Consider the following 17,818-nt stretch of genomic DNA (forward strand, 5'->3'; position numbering starts at 1 on the left):
GTCGTGTCGGCAATGCCTGCAAACGTCCTCGCAACGTCCGCGGTGTCCATGTGAACTGAGTCCAGCGCCTCACCTGGCGCAGACAGATCACGAAAGGAACAGCAGGACAATGCGTTTGAGAATCGACACGTCAGGAACCCGGTTCATCGTCACGCGGGCGGCCGAACCACGGCTGAACTTCGATACCGGCAGCCCCAAAGTCGACACCGCTACCGGCGTACCGCTCTACGCCGCGCAGCTGCTGGCGCTCGATGACAGCGGCGGTGAGGTGCTCAATGTCACCGTCGCTGGGGATCCGAAAGTAACAGTGACACAGCCAGTGTCGGTGTCGGGACTGGTGGCCATCCCGTGGGCTCAAGGCGATCGCAGCGGTGTGGCGTTCCGCGCCGATGCCATCGGCCCCACGAACCCCGCCGCTGTGCAGAGTGACCAGGCGTCCCGCGCGCAGAAGTAACGAGATTGCTGGGGCGCGGCGCTCGTGGGTGTCGCGCCCCCGCACCGGAGCTGCTATCGGCCATTCACTCACGGAGGGACGCCTGTCATGGCATCGAACAACAAGAACGGCAACAACTCTCAATCCAACGATGACGACTGGATCACCGACCTCATCCTCGCACTGTTCAAGGCGCTCGGATATCTGCTGTGGTGGGCGGTGCTCTTCCCGGCCGTCAGCATCCCGATCATCGCCAGCGTGGGGATAGCCATCACCCATGGCCCACGCTCGGGGCTGATCGTCGGTACTGCTCTCGTTGCTGCGTATGGGGTATGGGCGTGGCTGGAGCCGCGATCGTTTCGCGGATGGGTCACCGAGCCGGTGCGGCGGCGCTGGTTAGCCTGGTTGCGCTACACGCGCACCTGGGAATCGCTGTGCACCCTGCACGGGCTGACCGCCACACTTGGCGAACGCACTTTGGTGCCGACCTTGCAGTCGGTGCGCATCGGCAAGACGACCGACGTCCTGGCGCTGCGCGTGGTGACCGGCCAATCCCTGACCGATTGGCACAAGCAATCGGAGGCGCTGGCCGCCGCCTGGCGTGCCGACCGGATCACCATCCGCGCGACCGCGCCCGGAGAGCTACGCATCACCTTGATGCGAGGCGACGCGCTGGCCGACCCGATTGCTCTGCGCATGCCCACGACGACGACTGCGGTGGATGTGGGGTCGGTCCGGGTCGGCATCACCGAAACCCGCCGCTGGTGGCACCTACCTCTGCTCGGCAACCACCTGCTGGTGGCTGGCGCGACCGGCGCGGGCAAAGGCTCGGTGTTGTGGTCACTGATCGCCGGCATCGCCCCCGCAGTGAAAACCGGGCAGGTACGGCTCTGCGTCATCGACCCCAAGGGCGGCATGGAACTGGGCGCTGGAAGACCGATGTTCACGGTGTTCACCCACGACGCGACCGACTCGACCTTGCACCTGCTGCGGCAACTGGTGGAGGTGATGCACGCCCGCGCCAATCGGTTACGCGGCAAGACGCGCCTGCACACCCCCACCTCATCCGAACCGCTTTTTGTCGTGGTTATTGATGAGATCGCCGCTCTGACCGCCTATGTCACCGATCGCAGGGTGCGCAGCGAAATGGAACAACTGCTGGGTCTGCTGCTCTCCCAAGGCCGCGCCGTCGGCATTTCGCTGGTGGCTGCGGTACAAGACCCGGCCAAAGACACCCTGTCAGTGCGGCAGCTGTTCACCGTGCGGATCGGGCTGCGGTTGACCGAAGCCACTCAAACCGCCATGGTTCTCGGCCAGGGAGCAAGGGATGCCGGTGCGGAGTGCGACCGGATCGCTGATGCGACGCCGGGTGTCGGGTACATGATGATCGATGGCACCGCCCGCCCGGTGCGGGTACGGGCATTTCACGTCACCGACCACGACATCACCACCCTGGCAGCACGATTCCGGGCGCCCCGTGCCGCGACCCGCCCCGACCAGGCTAACGGCGAGCGCACTGACACCGATCGGGGTCAGCGGTGACTATTGCAACGACGGCCCCCACGCTGGTGTTGCCCGGCATAGCCGCCACAATCGACACCAACACGGCGGTGGATCAGATGGTGCGCCGCGCGTCCTCGATGGGGTTCGAATCGTGGTGGCGGCGAGCGGAATCCGTTGGCTTCTGCGCCAACCCCATTCAACTCACGGGTATCGACGAGTTCGGCCGCGATCGGGTGGTGTGGACACGGTGCAATAACCGCCGCGCCCAGATCTGCCCGTCGTGCTCGGACCTTTACGCTCGCGACACGTGGCAACTCGTGCACGCTGGCACCGCCGGCGGCCACCACGATATCCCCGAAGCCGTGGCGGACCGCCCGCAGGTGTTCGTCACGCTGACCGCACCCAGCTACGGGCCGGTCCACACCACCGCACGTGCGGGCGACAAGCGCCTCCGGGTGTGCCGCGACCACCACGGGCCTGGCGGCTACCGCCGTTGCCCGCATGGAAAACCACTGTGGTGCAGCACAACCCACGGAGAAGGTGACATCCATGTGGGACAGCCGATCTGCGCGGACTGCTATGACTACACCGGGCATGTGCTGTTCACCTGGCATATGCCAGAACTGTGGCGACGCTTCACCATCACCCTGCGACGCGCGCTGCGCCGCGAGCTACGCGCCTCGGGCGCCGACCCGGATGCGGTGCGGGTCAGCTTCATCAAAGTCGTCGAGCTGCAAGCCCGGCTCGTCCCACATATTCATGCCCTGATCCGTCTCGACCCGCGCGACAGCGACAACTGCGGTGGTCCGGAGTGGCAAGCGCCCCTCACAGCCACTGAACTGGCCACCATCATCCAACAGGCCGCTCGAACCGTAGCCGTGACGGTCACCGACCCATCCTCAGATACCGCGACACGGGTGATCAGGTTCGGCACACAAGTCGACACCCAACCCATCGAGAACCGGCACGCTGGCACGGACAGCCCTGCTGTGCAGGAGGATTCATCACACGGCCGGGTGCTGCCAGGCCACCGCGTAGCTCGCTACCTCGCGAAATACGTCACCAAATCCTTAGCTGACGTCGGGATCAGCGCACGACGCATCTCCACCGAGGCCATCGCCGACCTGGATGTGTCCGATCACGTCCGGGCGATCCTGACCACCATCAGCCAACTCGCCGATAGGGGATTGGCCGGTGTCGGCCGGTGGCTGCACACCCTGGGCTACCGGGGCCACATCACCAGCAAATCCCGCCGCTACTCCACCACGATGACCGCGCTACGCGAACGTCGCGCCACCTGGACACGTGAACAACGTCTGAAAAGCACTGGACACCAACATGGTTTCGGCTTCAACTCCACCGATGGCGATGATCTAGTGGTGTGGGAGTTTGACCGTGCCGGCCTCACCAGTCTCGGCGACCGCACCCTCGTGAACTCCGCGGCCCTCCGACGCATGGAAATCCGCCGGATCGGACTGATGGAAGTCCGTGGCCTAGCCCGCAACCAACGATGGGATTCGCAAGGGGGCAGCGATGGCTGACGGATCCCGAACAGCACATGCCCGGTATGAGCGTGACGCTCGAATCGATGCGCCGACGATGTCAGAGAGGCGTGTTGAAATTGTCGTGCCCGACCACTATCGACTTCCGCGCGAGGCGAACAGCGCGCTGGTAGACGTGATAATGGCTGTGCGGGACCGGATGCTGGGATCAGGGAGGGGAGTGGCGTGAGCCTGAGGTTCGCCTTCTATGGCCGAGTGAGCACGGAGGACGCTCAAGACCCGGAGGCGAGCCGCAGCTGGCAGAAGCGGCGTGCCATAGACCTGATCGCTCCGCACGGCGGAGTCCTCGCCGCTGACTACTTCGATGTGGGACAGAGCCGTTCGCTGCCGTGGAAGCGCAGGCCGGAGGCATCACGTCTCCTTGGTGATGTCGCTTGTCGGGACCGTAACTTTGATGCCGTAGTGATCGGGGAACCCGCCCGTGCGTTCTACGGGCCGCAGTTCGCGCTCACCTTCCCTATCCTCACGCACTACGGCGTCGGCCTGTGGGTACCCGAGGTCGGCGGAGCAGTCGATCCCGGTTCTGAGGCACACGACCTGGTGATGACTCTGTTCGGCGGCATGAGCAAGGGAGAGCGCGCACGAATCCAGATGCGGGTCCGTACGGCGATGTCAGCACTCGCGCAGGACACGTCGAGATACCTCGGTGGTCGACCACCCTACGGTTACCGGCTCGTCGACGCCGGCCCGCACCCAAACCCTGCCAAGGCAAATCTTGGGCAGCGGCTTCACCGCCTCGAACCTGACCCCGCGACGTCGCCGGTCATCGAGCGAATCTACCGCATGTACGCCGACGGAGCGGGCCTGCGCTACATTGCGCAACAGCTCACCGACGATGGCGTGCCGTCACCGAGCCAGTACGACCCGGCGCGGAATCGTCATCGTGACCCGCGAGGCTGGTCCCATTCTGCGATCCGCGCGATACTCGACAACCCGGCGTACCGCGGTATCCGTGTTTGGGGCAAGCAGGAGAAATACGAGGTCCTGGTCAGCCCCGACGATGTCGCGGCGGGGTACGAGACTCGTATGCGGTGGCGTGATCAGGCCGACTGGATCGCACCAGACCGCCGCACGCATGAAGCGCTGATTCCCGATGAACTGGTGCAGGCTGTTCGTCTTCGGACGCAGGCACGGCGTGGTCCCGGTCTCGTGTGCAGCAGAGAATCGACCGTGCCGTATGCGCTGCGCGGGCTCCTGTTCTGTGCCGCGTGTGGACGGCGGATGCAGGGCGCCGCTCGCGTCGGGAAACGAACGACCCGCATCCTCTACCGTTGTGAGCTGGGCAAGTCGCGTTCTGTACCTGTTGACCTGAGTGATCATCCGCGCACCGTCTATCTCCGTGAAGACGAGGTGACTGCGCGACTTGACGAATGGATCGCCACCCTGGCCGATCCGGAAGACCTTGCACGCGGGCAGGACGTGGACCCGGCAGGCGGTACTGGCTACGCCGCCCTACAGCGCCAGCTTCGCGAGGCGAATGCCAAGGTTGCTGCTTTGGTTACCGCCGTGGAGTCTGGCGTGGCCGTGGAGGACTTGACCGCCGCATTGCGTCGCCGCACCGCCGAGCGCGACGAGCTGAAGGCCCGTCTTGAGCAAGCGGAGCGGCCCCGTCTCATGTCTGCCGCACAGATCAGCGAATTGGTCGAGGAACTGGGCGGGCTGTCAGCTGTGCTCGGTGCGGCGACCGGGGCGGAACGCGCCGAGGTGTACGCGACCCTTGGGCTCCGCCTTGATTACGATCCGCATCTGCGACAAGTTAAGGCGACGGCCGATTTGAGTCGTGTCGCCGGCTGTGTCCGAGGGGGGACTTGAACCCCCACGCCCAGTAATAGGGCACTAGCACCTCAAGCTAGCGCGTCTGCCATTCCGCCACTCGGACTAGACCAACAATTGTGGCAGCTAAGGCTATCGGATTGGCCTCTCTCGACCCAAACTAGCGCGGCCAGGACGTGGGCTGTGTGACTGCGGCAGACCAGCGGGCGCAATACGGTCGAGGCGCACCCACCAATGGTAGGAAAGGTGACTGTGACGGTTCCAACCGGAGTTCCAGCCGACGACGTGGTCGACGTCGTCAGCACGCTGATCCGGTTCGACACCACCAACACCGGCGAACCCGAGACCACCAAAGGCGAAGCCGAATGTGCCCGGTGGGTCGCTGACCAGCTGGACCAAGCCGGCTATCGAGTCGAATACGTCGAATCCGACGCGCCCGGGCGCGGCAATGTGTTCGCCCGGCTGGCGGGGGCGGACCGCGCACGCGGTGCGCTGCTGATCCACGGTCATCTCGACGTGGTGCCGGCCGAGGCGGCCGAGTGGAGTGTGCACCCGTTCTCCGGCGCGGTCGAGGACGGCTACGTGTGGGGCCGCGGCGCGGTCGACATGAAGGACATGATCGGCATGATGATCGTGGTGGCCCGCCAATTCCGCCGGGCCGGCATCGTGCCGCCTCGGGACCTGGTGTTCGCGTTCGTCGCCGATGAGGAAAACGGCGGCAAGCTCGGGTCGCATTGGCTGGTCGACAACCGCCCGGATCTGTTCGACGGCGTGACCGAAGCGGTCGGCGAGGTCGGTGGTTTTTCGTTGACGGTGCCGCGCCGCAACGGCGGTGAACGGCGCCTCTACCTGATCGAGACCGCGGAGAAGGGCCTGCAGTGGATGCGGCTGACCGCTCGGGGCCGGGCGGGGCACGGCTCGATGGTGCACGACCACAACGCGGTGACCGCGCTCGCCGAGGCGGTCGCACGGCTGGGCCGCCACCGGTTCCCGCTGGTGCTCAGCGACACCGTGGTGCAGTTCCTGGCCGCGGTCGCGGAAGAAACCGGGTACAGCTTCGACACCGATTCCCCCGACCTGGAAGGGGCGATCGACAAGCTGGGCCCCATCGCCCGCGTCGTGAAGGCCACCCTGCGCGACACCGCCAACCCCACGATGCTCAAGGCGGGTTACAAGGCTAACGTGGTCCCCGCCACGGCGCAGGCCATGGTGGACTGCCGTGTGCTTCCCGGCCGCCAGGCGGCGTTCGAGGCCGAAGTCGACGAGCTCATCGGGCCGGACGTGGTTCGGGAATGGATCCGCGACCTGCCCTCTTATGAAACCCGCTTCGACGGCGACCTGGTCGACGCGATGAACGCGGCGCTGCTGGCGGTCGATCCTGGCGCGCGCACCGTGCCCTATATGCTGTCCGGCGGGACAGACGCAAAAGCGTTCGCGCGCTTGGGTATTCGCTGCTTTGGCTTCGTTCCGCTGCGGCTGCCGCCGGAACTGGACTTCACCGCGCTGTTCCACGGCGTCGATGAGCGGGTACCCGTGGACGCGCTGAGGTTCGGCACCCGAGTGCTGGCGAATTTTCTGACACACTGCTGACGAGACGAGAGGACTGATCATGGCCACACCGCCCGACCCATATGCCCGGCTACCCAAACTGCCGTCATTCACGCTGACGTCGAAGTCGATCACCGACGGCCAGCCGCTGGCCAGCGCCCAGATCAGCGGCATCCTGGGGGCTGGCGGCGAAGACGCGAGTCCCCATTTGAGCTGGTCCGGTTTTCCCGAGCAGACCCGCAGCTTCGCGGTCACCGTCTACGACCCCGACGCGCCAACCCTGTCCGGTTTTTGGCATTGGGCGGTGGCCAACCTGCCGGCGAACGTCACCGAGTTGCCGGAAGGCGTGGGCGACGGGCGCGAACTGCCGGGCGGGGCGTTGACGTTGGTCAACGACGCCGGCATGCGCCGTTACGTCGGCGCAGCGCCGCCGCCCGGTCACGGCGTCCACCGCTACTACGTCGCGGTGCACGCCGTCGACGTCGACAAACTCGACCTCACCGAAGACGCCAGCCCGGCGTTTCTCGGATTCCAGTTGTTCCAGCACGCGATCGCCCGCGCGGTCATTTACGGCACCTACGAGCAGCGGTAGCTCACGGCGAGGTCAGCTCGCCCGCTAACGCTTGCGTGTCGCCGACCCGACCGCCTCGCTCAGCGAGGCGAACCCGCCCTCGCGCAGGCGACGGGCGATGCCGTCATGAATCTGCTTGGCCCACAAGCCACCGCCGTAGACGAAGCCGGTGTAGCCCTGCAGCAGTGACGCGCCTGCGGTGATGCGCTCCCACGCGTCGTCAACGGTTTCGATGCCGCCCACGCTGATGAGCGCCAACCGGTCGCCGACGCGGGCATAGAGCCGCCGCAGGATCTCCGTGGCGCGGGGCGCCAGCGGCGGCCCCGACACGCCGCCGCCGCCCAGCGCGGCCGCACCCGCGGTGGCCAGGCCGTCGCGGCAGACCGTGGTATTGGTCGCCACAATGCCGGCCAAGCCCAGCTGCACGGCCAAATCCGCGATCTCGTCGATGTCGGAATCGGCAAGGTCCGGGCCGATCTTCACCAGCACCGGCTTGGACGTCTCGGAGCGCACCGCCGACAGGATCGGTCGCAGGGACTCGACCGCCTGCAAGTCGGTCAGGCCCGGCGTGTTGGGCGAGCTGACATTGACCACCAGATACGACGCCAGCGGGCCCACCAGGCGTGCGCTGGTCCGATAGTCCTCGGCGGCGTCTGCGGCCGGGGTGGCCTTGGTTTTGCCGATGTTGACCCCGATCGGCACGTCAGCCCGGTGGTGTGCCAGCCGGATCGCCAACTGACCGGCACCGGCGTTGTTGAACCCCATCCGGTTCAGCAGCGCCCGGTCGTCCGGCAGCCGGAACAGGCGGGGACCCGGATTACCCGGCTGCGGCTCGGCGGTGACGGTGCCAATCTCGGCATAGCCAAAGCCCAGCGCACCCCAAACGTGCAGCCCGCGGCCGTCCTTGTCGAAGCCGGCGGCCAACCCGAGTGGTCCGGCGAAGCTCACCCCGAAGACCGTGCTGGCCAGCACCGGATCGCTTGGCGCCAACAGCCGACGCAGGTGTCGGCGCAGGGGCGGCACGGCGGTCACCGCGCGAAGCAGCAGAAACACCAGTCGGTGGGCGGTTTCGGCCGGCAGCAGAAATAGCAGTCCGCGCACCGCGCGGTAGAGCCGATGACGCTCTGTGCGCAGACCGGTCACAGTTCGGGCTGGTCGGGCCGCCGGTCGAGGAGGGACTTCTTGCGGCGCAACAGCACTCGGCGGCTGCCGTCGGTGTAGAGCCGCACCCGGGTCAGTTCCCAGCCGCGGTACTCCGCCTCAATGGACAGCCGGGTCGACGCGCTGACCCTGGTCACCTCGGGTGGCAGGCGCAACGGCACCCACTCGTATTCGTCGGACATCTCGGTGTCCCAGTCGGCGGGCAATCGGCTGCGGCGCGCTGCGGTCAACGCCCACCCGCCGCGTGCTCGATCACCTGGACTCCGTCACCTGACCCCGACACCACATACAGCGTGCCCGACGCATCGTCAAAAGTCAGCGAGTTGGGTTGCCGCACGGTTGGGTAACGTACCCTTTCGACGGGTATTCCGGTGCTCAGATCGTAACCAATGACCATATTTGTGGCGGTCTGCGATACCCACGCCAGTTGCCGGGAACCGGCCAGACCGTACGGCGCCTGGCGCACCGGGTAGGCCTGGCGCAAGATCAGCGGGTCGACGCCGAACACCAGCAACTGACCGCCGCGGGTGTCGGCGACCAGCACCCGGCCCACCGGGTCGGCGGTCACGGTGGTGGCGCCCAGGCCGGCACGCAGCGCCTGCTCGGCGTTGCCGTCGACGCCAACCGCCGTCACCGAGGTTTGGCCGCGGTCCAAGACGACGGCCGTATTTCCTTGTGTTGCAATCGAATCCACGCGTGCGAAGATCTTGTTCCGTTTGGCGACGGCGGCGGTGGCGCCCGTCGGCTGGTCAAGCAAGTAGATGGCCCCGTCGGCGCTGCCCAACATCAGCTTGCCGTCGGCGCGGCGGGCGATGGCGGTGAAATCGCTGCCGCGTGCGCCCGCGACGTCGATCCGCGTGGCGTGGCCTGCCGCCAGGTCGACCACGAAATAGCCCCCGCGCCCCGACACGTAGGCCGTGCCGCGGTCGTCGCCGGTCAACGCGGTCGCGGGGCCGGGCAGCGCGACGGCCTGCGGCGGTTGGGCGGCGCTGATCACGGTGATGAAGGCCGGCGCCGTCGGCTGCGGGCCGGGGCTCAACACCGCCAGCCGCGATGTGCCCGCATCGAACATCGCCGCGTGCGGATGGCCGCCCAATGGCAACACCACGCCCGCCGGCCGGTCGATCGGCGGAGGGGAGTCAGCCGGCTTCGCCGGCGAGATCGTCGGCGGTGTCGCATCAAGGGGGTGTGACGAACATCCCGCGGCCAGCGTCACGCAAAACAGCAGGCCAGCGACGCGACGACGATCTAGGGGTTTACAGATTCGCGTCACCGGGTAACTCTGGAAGCATGCAATGGGAGCTGGGATCGAGGTCCGATTCTAGGGAACATTGCCGGTTGCGGTCCGGCCTCGTGGCGCATGTCTGGCGGTTCGCGGGAGGTATCGTCAGCGCATGACCGTCGCCGAAGACCGTCACTATGCCCGCCCCGAATTCGTCATCGAGGACATGTCGACCGGGATCTTCGCCAGCGGGTATGGGCAAGCCGATGGGCGCAGCTTCTCCTTCCACACCGACCGGCGCTCGCTTGTCGTCGAGGTCTACCGGCCCCGGTTGAGCGGGCCGGTGCCGCACCCTGAAGACATCGTCGCGACGGCAACCCGCAGCCTGGTCGGCATCGACGTCACCGACGAACGTAGTCTCGCCGCCGCCGTTCGTGATTCGGTCGCTCAGGCCGCGCCGGTCGCCCGCTAGTACCGTCTGCCGCACCCGTCGGCCGGTGCCGTTGCGCACCCGGTACGGTCGTCGTCGTGACTGTGGCCCCGGCGATGTCTTGGTGGCAGGTCGTCGTTTTGTCGGTGATCCAGGGGTTGACCGAGTTCCTGCCCGTGTCGTCATCGGGGCATCTGGCGATCGTGTCGCGGATCATGTTCGGTGCCGATGCGGGTGCCTCGTTCACCGCGGTCACCCAGCTGGGCACCGAGGTCGCCGTGCTGGCGTACTTCGCCCGGGATATCGGGCGCATCGCCGTGGCCTGGGTCAACGGGCTGGTGCGCTCGCCGGCGACGGCGCGACCCGGCCCCGGCGCCCGGGCGAGCCGCGGCCACCACATTGAGCGGCGCGACATCGACTACCGGCTGGGCTGGTACGTCATCGTCGGCACCATTCCGATTTGCGTGCTCGGTCTGGTCTTCACCGACGAAATCCGCTCTGGCGCACGCAATCTCTGGGTGGTCGCCACGGCGCTGCTGGTGTTTTCGGCCGTGATCGCGGCCGCGGAGTATCTGGGACCGCAGACTCGAGGTGTCGAGCAGCTCACCGTTTGGGACGCCGTCGCCGTGGGCTGTGCCCAGACGCTGGCGTTGGTTCCCGGGGTGTCTCGCTCCGGGGCCACGATCAGCGCCGGGCTGTTTGTCGGGCTCGAGCGCGAGCTGGCTGCCCGGTTCGGTTTCCTGCTGGCCATTCCCGCGGTGTTCGCCTCGGGGTTGTTTTCGTTGCCCGACGCCTTCCACCCGGTACGCGAGGGGATGAGCGCGACCGGACCCCAGTTGCTCGTTGCCACCGTGATCGCATTCGTCGTCGGGTTTAGCGCGGTGGCGTGGTTCCTGCGGTTTCTGGTGCGGCACAGCATGTATTGGTTCGTCGCATACCGGATGGTCGTCGGGACGGGCGTGCTGGCCTTGCTCGCCGCCGGGACGGTGGCCGCGACATGACTGTCATCTTGTTGCGGCACGGCAGGTCGACGTCGAATACCGCGCAGGTGCTGGCCGGCCGCTCCGAAGGCGTCGACCTCGACGACACCGGCCGCGAACAAGCCGCCGACCTGATCACCCGGCTCCGTGAGCTGCCTATCCGGGCGCTGGTGTCCTCGCCTATGCTGCGCTGCCGGCGCACGCTCGAACCGCTCGCCGAGGCGCTGGGTCTGCAGGCGGTGGTCGACGAGCGGCTCTCCGAGGTCGACTACGGCCAGTGGACCGGCCGCAAAATCTCCGAACTGGCCAAAGAGCCGTTGTGGGCGGTGGTGCAGGCGCATCCCAGCGCAGCGGTGTTTCCCGACGGCGAAGGGCTGGCGCAGGTGCAGGCGCGCGCGGTGGCCGCGGTGCGCGAGCACGACCGGCGCCTGGCCGACCAGCACGGCGGTGACGCCCTGTGGCTGGCCTGCACCCACGGCGACGTCATCAAGGCGGTCGTTGCCGACGCACTGGGCAATCATCTGGACAGCTTTCAGCGGATCACCGCCGACCCGGCGTCGATGAGCGTGATCCGCTATACCCAGCTGCGCCCGTTTGTGTTGCACGTCAACCACACCGGCGCACAGCTGACCGCCGCGCTGGCCGCGGCACCGTCCCCGGATGCCGCGCCAGGCGGTGACGTGGCGCCCGGTGACGCCGTGGTGGGAGGCTCCACCGGCTGATCCCCCTGCGGCGTGAATCGGGCGAAATGGGTACGCCGAGTAATTGCCGGGCATTACATGAGAAAGACAATTGCCGGTATTTTGGAGATGCCATGGCCCGAGCAATTCACGTGTTTCGCACACCCGACCGCTTCGTCGCCGGGACCGTCGGCCAGCCCGGAAACCGCACCTTTTACCTGCAAGCCGTCCACGACAACCGGGTGGTGTCGGTGGTCCTGGAGAAGCAGCAGGTCGCGGTGCTCGCTGACCGCATCGGCGCGTTGCTGTATGAGGTGCACCGCAGGTTCGGCACGCCGGTGCCGCCGGAACCCACCGAGGTTGACGACCTCAGCCCGCTGATCACCCCAATCGACGCGGAGTTTCGGGTCGGAACAATGGGGCTGGGCTGGGATTCTGAGGCGCAGACCGTGGTGGTCGAGTTGCTGGCGGTCACCGACACCGAGTTCGACGCGTCGGTGGTGCTTGACGACACCGAGGAAGGACCCGATGCTGTCCGGGTGTTCCTGACCCCGGAGTCGGCCCGGCAGTTCGCGACCCGGTCGCATCGCGTGATCTCGGCGGGCCGTCCGCCGTGCCCGCTTTGCGACGAACCGCTGGACCCGGACGGGCACATTTGCGCGCGCACCAACGGCTATCGGCGCAGCGCGCTGCTCGGGTCTGACGATGACGCCGAGGCCTGATGATCGCGACGTTTTGCGGCGCGGCGAGCTGACGGTCCTGGGACGCATTCGCTCGGCCAGCAACGCCACCTTTCTGTGCGAGGCGACGTGGGGCCAGCGCAGCGTGCACTGCGTCTACAAGCCGATCGCCGGTGAGCAGCCGCTGTGGGACTTTCCCGACGGGACGCTGGCCGGCCGAGAACTCGGCGCATACCTGGTGTCGGCGCAGCTTGGGTGGAACATCGTGCCCTACACCATCATTCGCGACGGGCCGGCCGGTCGCGGCATGGTGCAGGTGTGGGTGCACCAACCCGGCGACACACCGGACCACGATCCCGATCCGGGCCCGGACTTGGTCGACCTATTTCCCGCCGGCAAGCCGCCACCGGGCTACCTGCCGGTGCTGCGGGCCTACGACTACGCCGGCGACGAAGTCGTGCTGATGCATGCCGACGACATCCGGCTGCGGCGGATGGCGGTGTTCGATGTGCTGGTCAACAACGCCGACCGCAAGGGCGGTCACATCCTGCGCGGACTCGACGGCCAGGTCTACGGTGTGGACCACGGCGTTTGTCTGCACGTAGAGAACAAGCTGCGCACCGTGCTGTGGGGCTGGGCCGGCAAACCGGTCGACGACGAAACCCTGGATGCGGTGGCCGGACTGGCCGAAGCTCTGCGCGGCCCGCTCGCCGAGACCCTGACCGGGCACATCACCGCCCGCGAAGTCGCGGCGCTGCGCCGGCGCGCCCGCGCGTTGCTGGATAACCCGGTAATGCCGACCCCGGACCGCCATCGCCCCATCCCGTGGCCGGCGTTTTGACGCGTGATGCTCGTCGAAAACGGTAGCGTGCCTTGCTATGCCGCGTTCATTCGCCTATTCGGTCGACTCTTCGGCCGGAGTTGACCAAATACTTTCGGCGTTCGGCGACAACGATTACTGGCAGGCCAGGCTGGCGGCCGCGGGCAACAACACTGCCAGGATAGCCGCGTTCAACGTCGACAGCCGCGGTGCGGTGAGCGTGGTGGTCAAGGCCAGCGTGCTGCGCGACCATCTGCCGAAAGTCGTGGCCAAGGTCGGTCGCGGTGATCTTGAGTCCACGCACAGCGAAACGTGGACGCCGATCGACGAAGGACGGGTGCGCGGGGAGATTGTCGTCGCGATGCGCGGGATCCCGCTATCCGGACACGGTGAGGCGCTGCTGGTGCCGGCCCAGTGTGGGTCACGGCTGCAGGTGCGCGGGGCCGTCGCGGTCAAAGTCCCGCTGATCGGGGGCCGGATCGAAGGCTTGATCAGCGGCCAGCTCGGCACCGGCCTTAGCGAGCTGCAGCGCTTTACCGCCGACTGGATCGCGGAAAACCGCTGACTTTCCCGGGCGTCAACTGCGCGGCGACCGGTGCATGCGCGCCCGTCGGCAATACTGGTCGGGTGAACCCGGCCTGCCATCACCCCACTGACGCGGCGCTGGCCGCGCAATTGGCCGAAGAGGCGGGCGAGCTATTGCTGGCGGTGCGCGACGAGGTGGGCTTCGACTATCCCTGGCTGCTCGGCGACGTCGGGGATGCACAGGCCAATGCGCTGCTGTTGCGCAGGCTGCAGGCCAAGCGCCCGGCCGACGCGGTGCTCAGCGAGGAAGCCCATGACGACCTGTCCCGGCTGGGCGCCGACCGAGTCTGGATCATTGACCCGCTGGACGGCACCCGGGAATTTTCCACGCCTGGATGCGACGATTGGGCTGTCCACGTGGCGTTGTGGCAGCGGGACGGCGGGCCGTGCGGCGCGATCACCGACGCAGCGGTCGCGCTGCCCGCCACCGGCGAGCTGTACCGCAGCGACACCGTCGTCTCGGACGGCGCGCCGCATGCCGGACCCATTCGCGTCACCGCCAGTTCCAGCCGGCCGCCACCGGTGCTGTACCGGCTGCGAGAACGCTTGGACATCCAACTGGTCCGACTCGGCTCAGCCGGCGCGAAGGCGATGTCGGTGGTGCGCGGCGACACAGACGCCTACATTCATGCCGGCGGGCAATGGGAATGGGACTCGGCCGCCCCCGCAGGCGTGTTGTTGGCCGCGGGTCTGCACGCCTCGCGGCTGGATGGCTCCGAGCTGGTCTACAACCGGCCCGACCCGTATCTGCCTGACCTGCTGATGTGTCGACCCGAGCTCGCTGACGTGCTGCTGGGTGCGATCCGGTTGGCAGGCTGACGAGACCTTTAGAGTCGACGCTATGCAATCGTGGCCCTCTCCGCCGCTTCCGGTGCTGCCGGGACGCGGGCCGGAGCTGCGACTGTATGACACAGCCGATCGGCAGGTGCGCCCGGTGACGGCAGGCCGCACCGCGACCATGTACGTCTGCGGAATCACCCCCTACGACGCCACGCATCTGGGCCACGCCGCGACCTACCTGGCGTTCGACCTGGTGCACCGGTTGTGGCTGGATCTCGGGCACCAGGTGCGCTACGTGCAGAACGTCACCGACGTCGACGACCCGCTGTTCGAACGCGCCGACCGCGACGGCGTCGACTGGCGGGAGCTGGCCGCGCGCGAGGTGGACTTGTTTCGCGACGACATGGCTGCGCTGCGGGTACTGCCTCCGCAGCAATACGTCTCGGCGACCGAGGCGATCGCGGAAGTCGTTGAGCTCGTTGAGAAAATGCTGGCATCGGGTGCGGCGTACACGGTCGACGACGGTTACCCCGACGTGTACTACCGGGCCGACGCCACACTGCAATTCGGCTACGAATCCGGCTATGACCGCGACACCATGCTGCGGTTGTTCGCCGAGCGCGGCGGCGACCCGGGCCGTCAAGGCAAGAGCGACGAGCTCGACGCGCTGATGTGGCGGGCCGCGCGTCCGGGCGAACCGAGCTGGCCGTCGCCGTTTGGGCCCGGCCGGCCCGGCTGGCACGTCGAATGTGCGGCGATCGCGCTCAGCCGGATCGGCACCGGCCTCGACATCCAGGGTGGCGGCAACGATCTCATCTTCCCGCATCACGAATTCACTGCCGCGCACGCCGAATGTGTAAGCGGGGAGCGCCGATTCGCTCGCCACTATGTGCATGCCGGGATGATCGGCTGGGAGGGCCACAAAATGTCCAAGAGCCGAGGCAATCTGGTTTTGGTGTCGACGCTGCGTGGGCAAGGCATCGAGCCGCCAGCGATCCGGCTGGCTTTGTTGGCCGGCCATTACCGCGCCGACCGGTATTGGGATGCACAGGTTCTCGACGAGGCGATAGCGCGGTTGCACCGCTGGCGCACCGCGACCGCCCTGCCCGCTGGCCCCGATGCCACCGACACCATCGGCCGGGTGCGGCGATACTTGGCCGATGATCTCGATACCCCCAAAGCGCTTGCCGCCCTTGATGGTTGGGCTACCGATGCGCTGGAGTACGGCGGCCACGACGCCCAGGCGCCTGAAGCGGTAGCAACCGCGATCGACGCACTGTTAGGAGTGAAGCTGTAATGACCGCAGCCAGTTACCAAGTCGTGTTCATCACCGGTGCGGCAGGCGGAATCGGCGCCGAAGTAGCCCGTCGCTTGCATGCCAAGGGTGCCAGGCTGGTCTTGACGGATTTGGACCAGGCACAGCTCAACAAACTGGGCGCCGAACTCGGCGACGAGCGGGTGCTCACCGTGGTCGCCGATGTCCGCGACCGTGCCGCCATGCAAGCCGCGGCCGACCACGCTATAGACCGGTTCGGCGGTATCGACACGGTCATGGCGAACGCCGGGATAGCCAGCTACGGGTCGGTTCTGCAAGTCGATCCCGAAGCATTCCGCCGGCTCATCGACGTCAACGTGCTCGGGGTGTACCACACGGTGCGGGCCGCGCTGCCGTCGGTGATCGACCGTCGTGGCTATGTGCTGATCGTGTCGTCGCTGGCCGCCTACGCCGCAGCCCCGGGCATGGCGCCGTATAACACCTCCAAAGCCGCGGTCGAGCACTTCGCCAACGCGCTGCGGCTAGAGGTTGCCCATCTGGGCGTCGACGTCGGATCGGCCCACATGTCGTGGATCGACACGCCGATGGTGCACGACACCGAGGCCGACCTGTCCACGTTCACCGAGATGCTCGGTAAATTGCCGTACCCACTCAACCGCACCACCTCGGTGCAAAGGTGCGCACAGCTGTTCGTCGAGGGCATCGAGCGGCGCAAACGCCGCATCAACTGCCCGCGCTGGGTCGGAGCGGTCCGTTGGCTGCGGCCGGTGCTGTCGACCGGGCTGGGCGAGGCGCCGGTCCGCCGGTTCGTGCCCGACCTGCTTCCCCGAATGGATGCCCAAGTCGCCGCGCTCGGTCGGTCCATCAGCGCCCACACCGAGGCACTCGAGAGGTAACGCGCGCCCGCGGCCCGCTAGCGGCCAAAACCCGGGCGGCGCCGTCGCAGGTAGCGCTCGAACTCCGCGGCCAGCGCGTCGCCGTCGATTTTGCCCAGCGCCTCGTGCATGTCGACCTCGGCGTCGCCGCGCTGCTCCAACGAGGCGACATACTCGGCGATCTCCTCGTCCTCGGCGGTCATCTCGCTGACCGCCTGCTCCCACTCCTCGGCCTGCGCCGGCAGGTCAGCCAGCGGCACCTCGATGTCGAGCACGTCCTCGACCCGGCGCAGCAGCGCCACCGTGGCCTTCGGGTTCGGTGGCTGAGACACGTAGTGCGGGACCGCCGCCCAGAACGTCACCGCCGGAATCCCAGCGGCCACACAGGCGTCCTGAAACACTCCGGCAATGCCGGTCGGGCCTTCGTAGCGGGTTTCCTCTAAACCGAAGCGGCGCGCCGACTCCGGTGAGTAGGCCGCCCCGGACACCGGGACCGGCCGGCTGTGCGGCGTGTCGGCCAGCAGCGCCCCGAGGATCACCACGGTCTCGACGTTGAGCTTGTCGACGATCGCCAGCAACTCGGCGCAAAACGTGCGCCAGCGCATGTTCGGCTCCACCCCGTGCATCAGCACGATGTCGCGGTCGCTGCCCGGCGGGCGGCAGTGCGAGATCCGCATCGCCGGCCACACCAGTTCGCGGGTGACGCCGTCGACCTGCCGGATCACCGGGCGGTTGACCTGATAGTCGTAGTAGGCCTCGTCGTCGATTTCCACGATCGGCTCGGCCTCCCAGATGGCCTCCAGATGCTCGACCGCGTCGCTAGCGGCGTCGCCGGCGTCGTTCCAGCCCTCGAAAGCCGCCACCACGACGGTGTTGTGGAGTTCAGGCAGCGCGGCGCTGGCATCCGGCGGGGTCACAGCATCAGCGTACGGCGTTACA

Annotated in this window: 19 protein-coding genes and 1 tRNA gene; 15 read left to right on the forward strand and 5 right to left on the reverse strand. The window is 67.3% G+C overall.

The annotated features are described in order from the left end of the window. The first annotated feature begins 109 nt into the window (after positions 1–109). The 4 genes from MYXE_RS10950 to MYXE_RS10965 all read left to right on the forward strand — a co-directional run bounded on the left by MYXE_RS10950 (position 110) and on the right by MYXE_RS10965 (position 5,310). Positions 110–454 (forward strand): hypothetical protein, encoded by a 345-nt coding sequence (locus MYXE_RS10950; RefSeq protein ID WP_014380001.1) that lies wholly within the window; start codon positions 110–112, stop codon positions 452–454. Between the two features lie 87 nt (positions 455–541). Further along, entirely contained in the window at positions 542–1,975 is a 1,434-nt protein-coding gene (locus MYXE_RS10955) for an FtsK/SpoIIIE domain-containing protein (RefSeq protein WP_085193352.1), read from the forward strand. After that, complete coding sequence (locus MYXE_RS10960) at positions 1,972–3,477, forward strand: replication initiator (RefSeq protein ID WP_014380003.1); 1,506 nt, start codon at positions 1,972–1,974, stop codon at positions 3,475–3,477. The genes MYXE_RS10955 and MYXE_RS10960 overlap by 4 nt, the downstream gene beginning before the upstream one ends. A 186-nt stretch (positions 3,478–3,663) precedes the next feature. Beyond that, positions 3,664–5,310 (forward strand): recombinase family protein, encoded by a 1,647-nt coding sequence (locus MYXE_RS10965; protein ID WP_023899425.1) that lies wholly within the window; start codon positions 3,664–3,666, stop codon positions 5,308–5,310. On the opposite strand, the gene MYXE_RS10970 is transcribed toward MYXE_RS10965, so the two are convergent. After that, a tRNA-Leu gene (locus MYXE_RS10970) sits at positions 5,292–5,377 on the reverse strand. The genes MYXE_RS10965 and MYXE_RS10970 overlap by 19 nt on opposite strands. A gap of 128 nt (positions 5,378–5,505) precedes the next feature. Here MYXE_RS10970 and MYXE_RS10975 point away from each other — a divergent pair. Beyond that, a complete protein-coding gene (locus tag MYXE_RS10975; RefSeq protein ID WP_085194034.1) occupies positions 5,506–6,861 on the forward strand; it encodes a M20/M25/M40 family metallo-hydrolase in 1,356 nt (451 codons plus the stop codon). A gap of 19 nt (positions 6,862–6,880) precedes the next feature. Continuing rightward, complete coding sequence (locus tag MYXE_RS10980; RefSeq protein WP_003919017.1) at positions 6,881–7,411, forward strand: YbhB/YbcL family Raf kinase inhibitor-like protein; 531 nt, start codon at positions 6,881–6,883, stop codon at positions 7,409–7,411. A gap of 24 nt (positions 7,412–7,435) precedes the next feature. On the opposite strand, the gene MYXE_RS10985 is transcribed toward MYXE_RS10980, so the two are convergent. From MYXE_RS10985 to MYXE_RS10995, 3 genes are read right to left on the reverse strand one after another with little or no spacing between them, the layout of a single operon-like run. Beyond that, the gene (locus MYXE_RS10985) at positions 7,436–8,524 is read right to left on the reverse strand and encodes a quinone-dependent dihydroorotate dehydrogenase (protein ID WP_112650032.1); all 1,089 of its coding nucleotides are present in this window, start codon (positions 8,522–8,524) and stop codon (positions 7,436–7,438) included. A 5-nt stretch (positions 8,525–8,529) separates the two neighbouring features. Beyond that, on the reverse strand, positions 8,530–8,781 hold the full coding sequence (locus tag MYXE_RS10990; protein WP_003919014.1) for a DUF5703 family protein: 252 nt from the start codon (positions 8,779–8,781) through the stop codon (positions 8,530–8,532). Continuing rightward, on the reverse strand, positions 8,778–9,815 hold the full coding sequence (locus tag MYXE_RS10995; protein ID WP_086009134.1) for a YncE family protein: 1,038 nt from the start codon (positions 9,813–9,815) through the stop codon (positions 8,778–8,780). The genes MYXE_RS10990 and MYXE_RS10995 overlap by 4 nt, the downstream gene beginning before the upstream one ends. A gap of 130 nt (positions 9,816–9,945) precedes the next feature. On the opposite strand from MYXE_RS10995, the gene MYXE_RS11000 reads away from it, so the two are divergent. The 9 genes from MYXE_RS11000 (at position 9,946) to MYXE_RS11040 (ending at position 16,900) form a co-directional block, all read left to right on the forward strand. Further along, positions 9,946–10,245 carry a hypothetical protein gene (locus tag MYXE_RS11000; protein WP_003919010.1) on the forward strand — a complete coding sequence of 100 codons (300 nt, stop codon included), beginning with the start codon at positions 9,946–9,948 and terminating at the stop codon, positions 10,243–10,245. A 74-nt stretch (positions 10,246–10,319) separates the two neighbouring features. Then, complete coding sequence (locus MYXE_RS11005) at positions 10,320–11,204, forward strand: undecaprenyl-diphosphate phosphatase (RefSeq protein ID WP_003919008.1); 885 nt, start codon at positions 10,320–10,322, stop codon at positions 11,202–11,204. Beyond that, complete coding sequence (locus MYXE_RS11010; protein ID WP_003919006.1) at positions 11,201–11,905, forward strand: histidine phosphatase family protein; 705 nt, start codon at positions 11,201–11,203, stop codon at positions 11,903–11,905. Before MYXE_RS11005 ends, MYXE_RS11010 begins: the two co-directional genes overlap by 4 nt. A gap of 92 nt (positions 11,906–11,997) precedes the next feature. After that, entirely contained in the window at positions 11,998–12,585 is a 588-nt protein-coding gene (locus tag MYXE_RS11015) for a DUF3090 domain-containing protein (RefSeq protein ID WP_003919005.1), read from the forward strand. After that, a complete protein-coding gene (locus MYXE_RS11020; RefSeq protein WP_003919003.1) occupies positions 12,569–13,384 on the forward strand; it encodes an SCO1664 family protein in 816 nt (271 codons plus the stop codon). Before MYXE_RS11015 ends, MYXE_RS11020 begins: the two co-directional genes overlap by 17 nt. 37 nt (positions 13,385–13,421) lie before the next feature. Further along, positions 13,422–13,928 (forward strand): DUF2505 domain-containing protein, encoded by a 507-nt coding sequence (locus MYXE_RS11025; protein ID WP_003919002.1) that lies wholly within the window; start codon positions 13,422–13,424, stop codon positions 13,926–13,928. 62 nt (positions 13,929–13,990) lie between these two features. Next, a complete protein-coding gene (locus MYXE_RS11030) occupies positions 13,991–14,767 on the forward strand; it encodes a 3'(2'),5'-bisphosphate nucleotidase CysQ (protein ID WP_003919001.1) in 777 nt (258 codons plus the stop codon). Positions 14,768–14,789: 22 nt separating this feature from the next. Beyond that, positions 14,790–16,025, forward strand: a complete 1,236-nt coding sequence (gene mshC / locus MYXE_RS11035; protein WP_085194038.1) for a cysteine--1-D-myo-inosityl 2-amino-2-deoxy-alpha-D-glucopyranoside ligase — start codon at positions 14,790–14,792, stop codon at positions 16,023–16,025. Beyond that, positions 16,025–16,900 (forward strand): SDR family oxidoreductase, encoded by an 876-nt coding sequence (locus tag MYXE_RS11040; protein WP_003918999.1) that lies wholly within the window; start codon positions 16,025–16,027, stop codon positions 16,898–16,900. The genes mshC and MYXE_RS11040 overlap by 1 nt, the downstream gene beginning before the upstream one ends. Positions 16,901–16,917: 17 nt before the next feature. Here the strand turns inward: MYXE_RS11040 and MYXE_RS11045 are convergent, their stop codons facing one another. Beyond that, positions 16,918–17,769 (reverse strand): PAC2 family protein, encoded by an 852-nt coding sequence (locus tag MYXE_RS11045; protein WP_415624486.1) that lies wholly within the window; start codon positions 17,767–17,769, stop codon positions 16,918–16,920. Positions 17,770–17,818 lie beyond the last annotated feature (49 nt).

Source organism: Mycobacterium xenopi, from assembly GCF_009936235.1.
Lineage (GTDB): Bacteria > Actinomycetota > Actinomycetes > Mycobacteriales > Mycobacteriaceae > Mycobacterium > Mycobacterium xenopi.

What these genes read in the sequence shown, in the direction of transcription:
- MYXE_RS10950 (WP_014380001.1), top strand. Translation starts at nt 110, where the DNA reads ATGCGTTTGAGAATCGACACGTCAGGAACCCGGTTCATCGTCACGCGG.
- MYXE_RS10955 (WP_085193352.1), top strand. Translation starts at nt 542, where the DNA reads ATGGCATCGAACAACAAGAACGGCAACAACTCTCAATCCAACGATGAC.
- MYXE_RS10975 (WP_085194034.1), top strand. Translation starts at nt 5,506, where the DNA reads ATGGTAGGAAAGGTGACTGTGACGGTTCCAACCGGAGTTCCAGCCGAC.
- MYXE_RS10980 (WP_003919017.1), top strand. Translation starts at nt 6,881, where the DNA reads ATGGCCACACCGCCCGACCCATATGCCCGGCTACCCAAACTGCCGTCA.
- MYXE_RS11000 (WP_003919010.1), top strand. Translation starts at nt 9,946, where the DNA reads ATGACCGTCGCCGAAGACCGTCACTATGCCCGCCCCGAATTCGTCATC.
- MYXE_RS11005 (WP_003919008.1), top strand. Translation starts at nt 10,320, where the DNA reads ATGTCTTGGTGGCAGGTCGTCGTTTTGTCGGTGATCCAGGGGTTGACC.
- MYXE_RS11010 (WP_003919006.1), top strand. Translation starts at nt 11,201, where the DNA reads ATGACTGTCATCTTGTTGCGGCACGGCAGGTCGACGTCGAATACCGCG.
- MYXE_RS11015 (WP_003919005.1), top strand. Translation starts at nt 11,998, where the DNA reads ATGGCCCGAGCAATTCACGTGTTTCGCACACCCGACCGCTTCGTCGCC.
- MYXE_RS11020 (WP_003919003.1), top strand. Translation starts at nt 12,569, where the DNA reads ATGACGCCGAGGCCTGATGATCGCGACGTTTTGCGGCGCGGCGAGCTG.
- MYXE_RS11025 (WP_003919002.1), top strand. Translation starts at nt 13,422, where the DNA reads ATGCCGCGTTCATTCGCCTATTCGGTCGACTCTTCGGCCGGAGTTGAC.
- mshC (WP_085194038.1), top strand. Translation starts at nt 14,790, where the DNA reads ATGCAATCGTGGCCCTCTCCGCCGCTTCCGGTGCTGCCGGGACGCGGG.
- MYXE_RS11040 (WP_003918999.1), top strand. Translation starts at nt 16,025, where the DNA reads ATGACCGCAGCCAGTTACCAAGTCGTGTTCATCACCGGTGCGGCAGGC.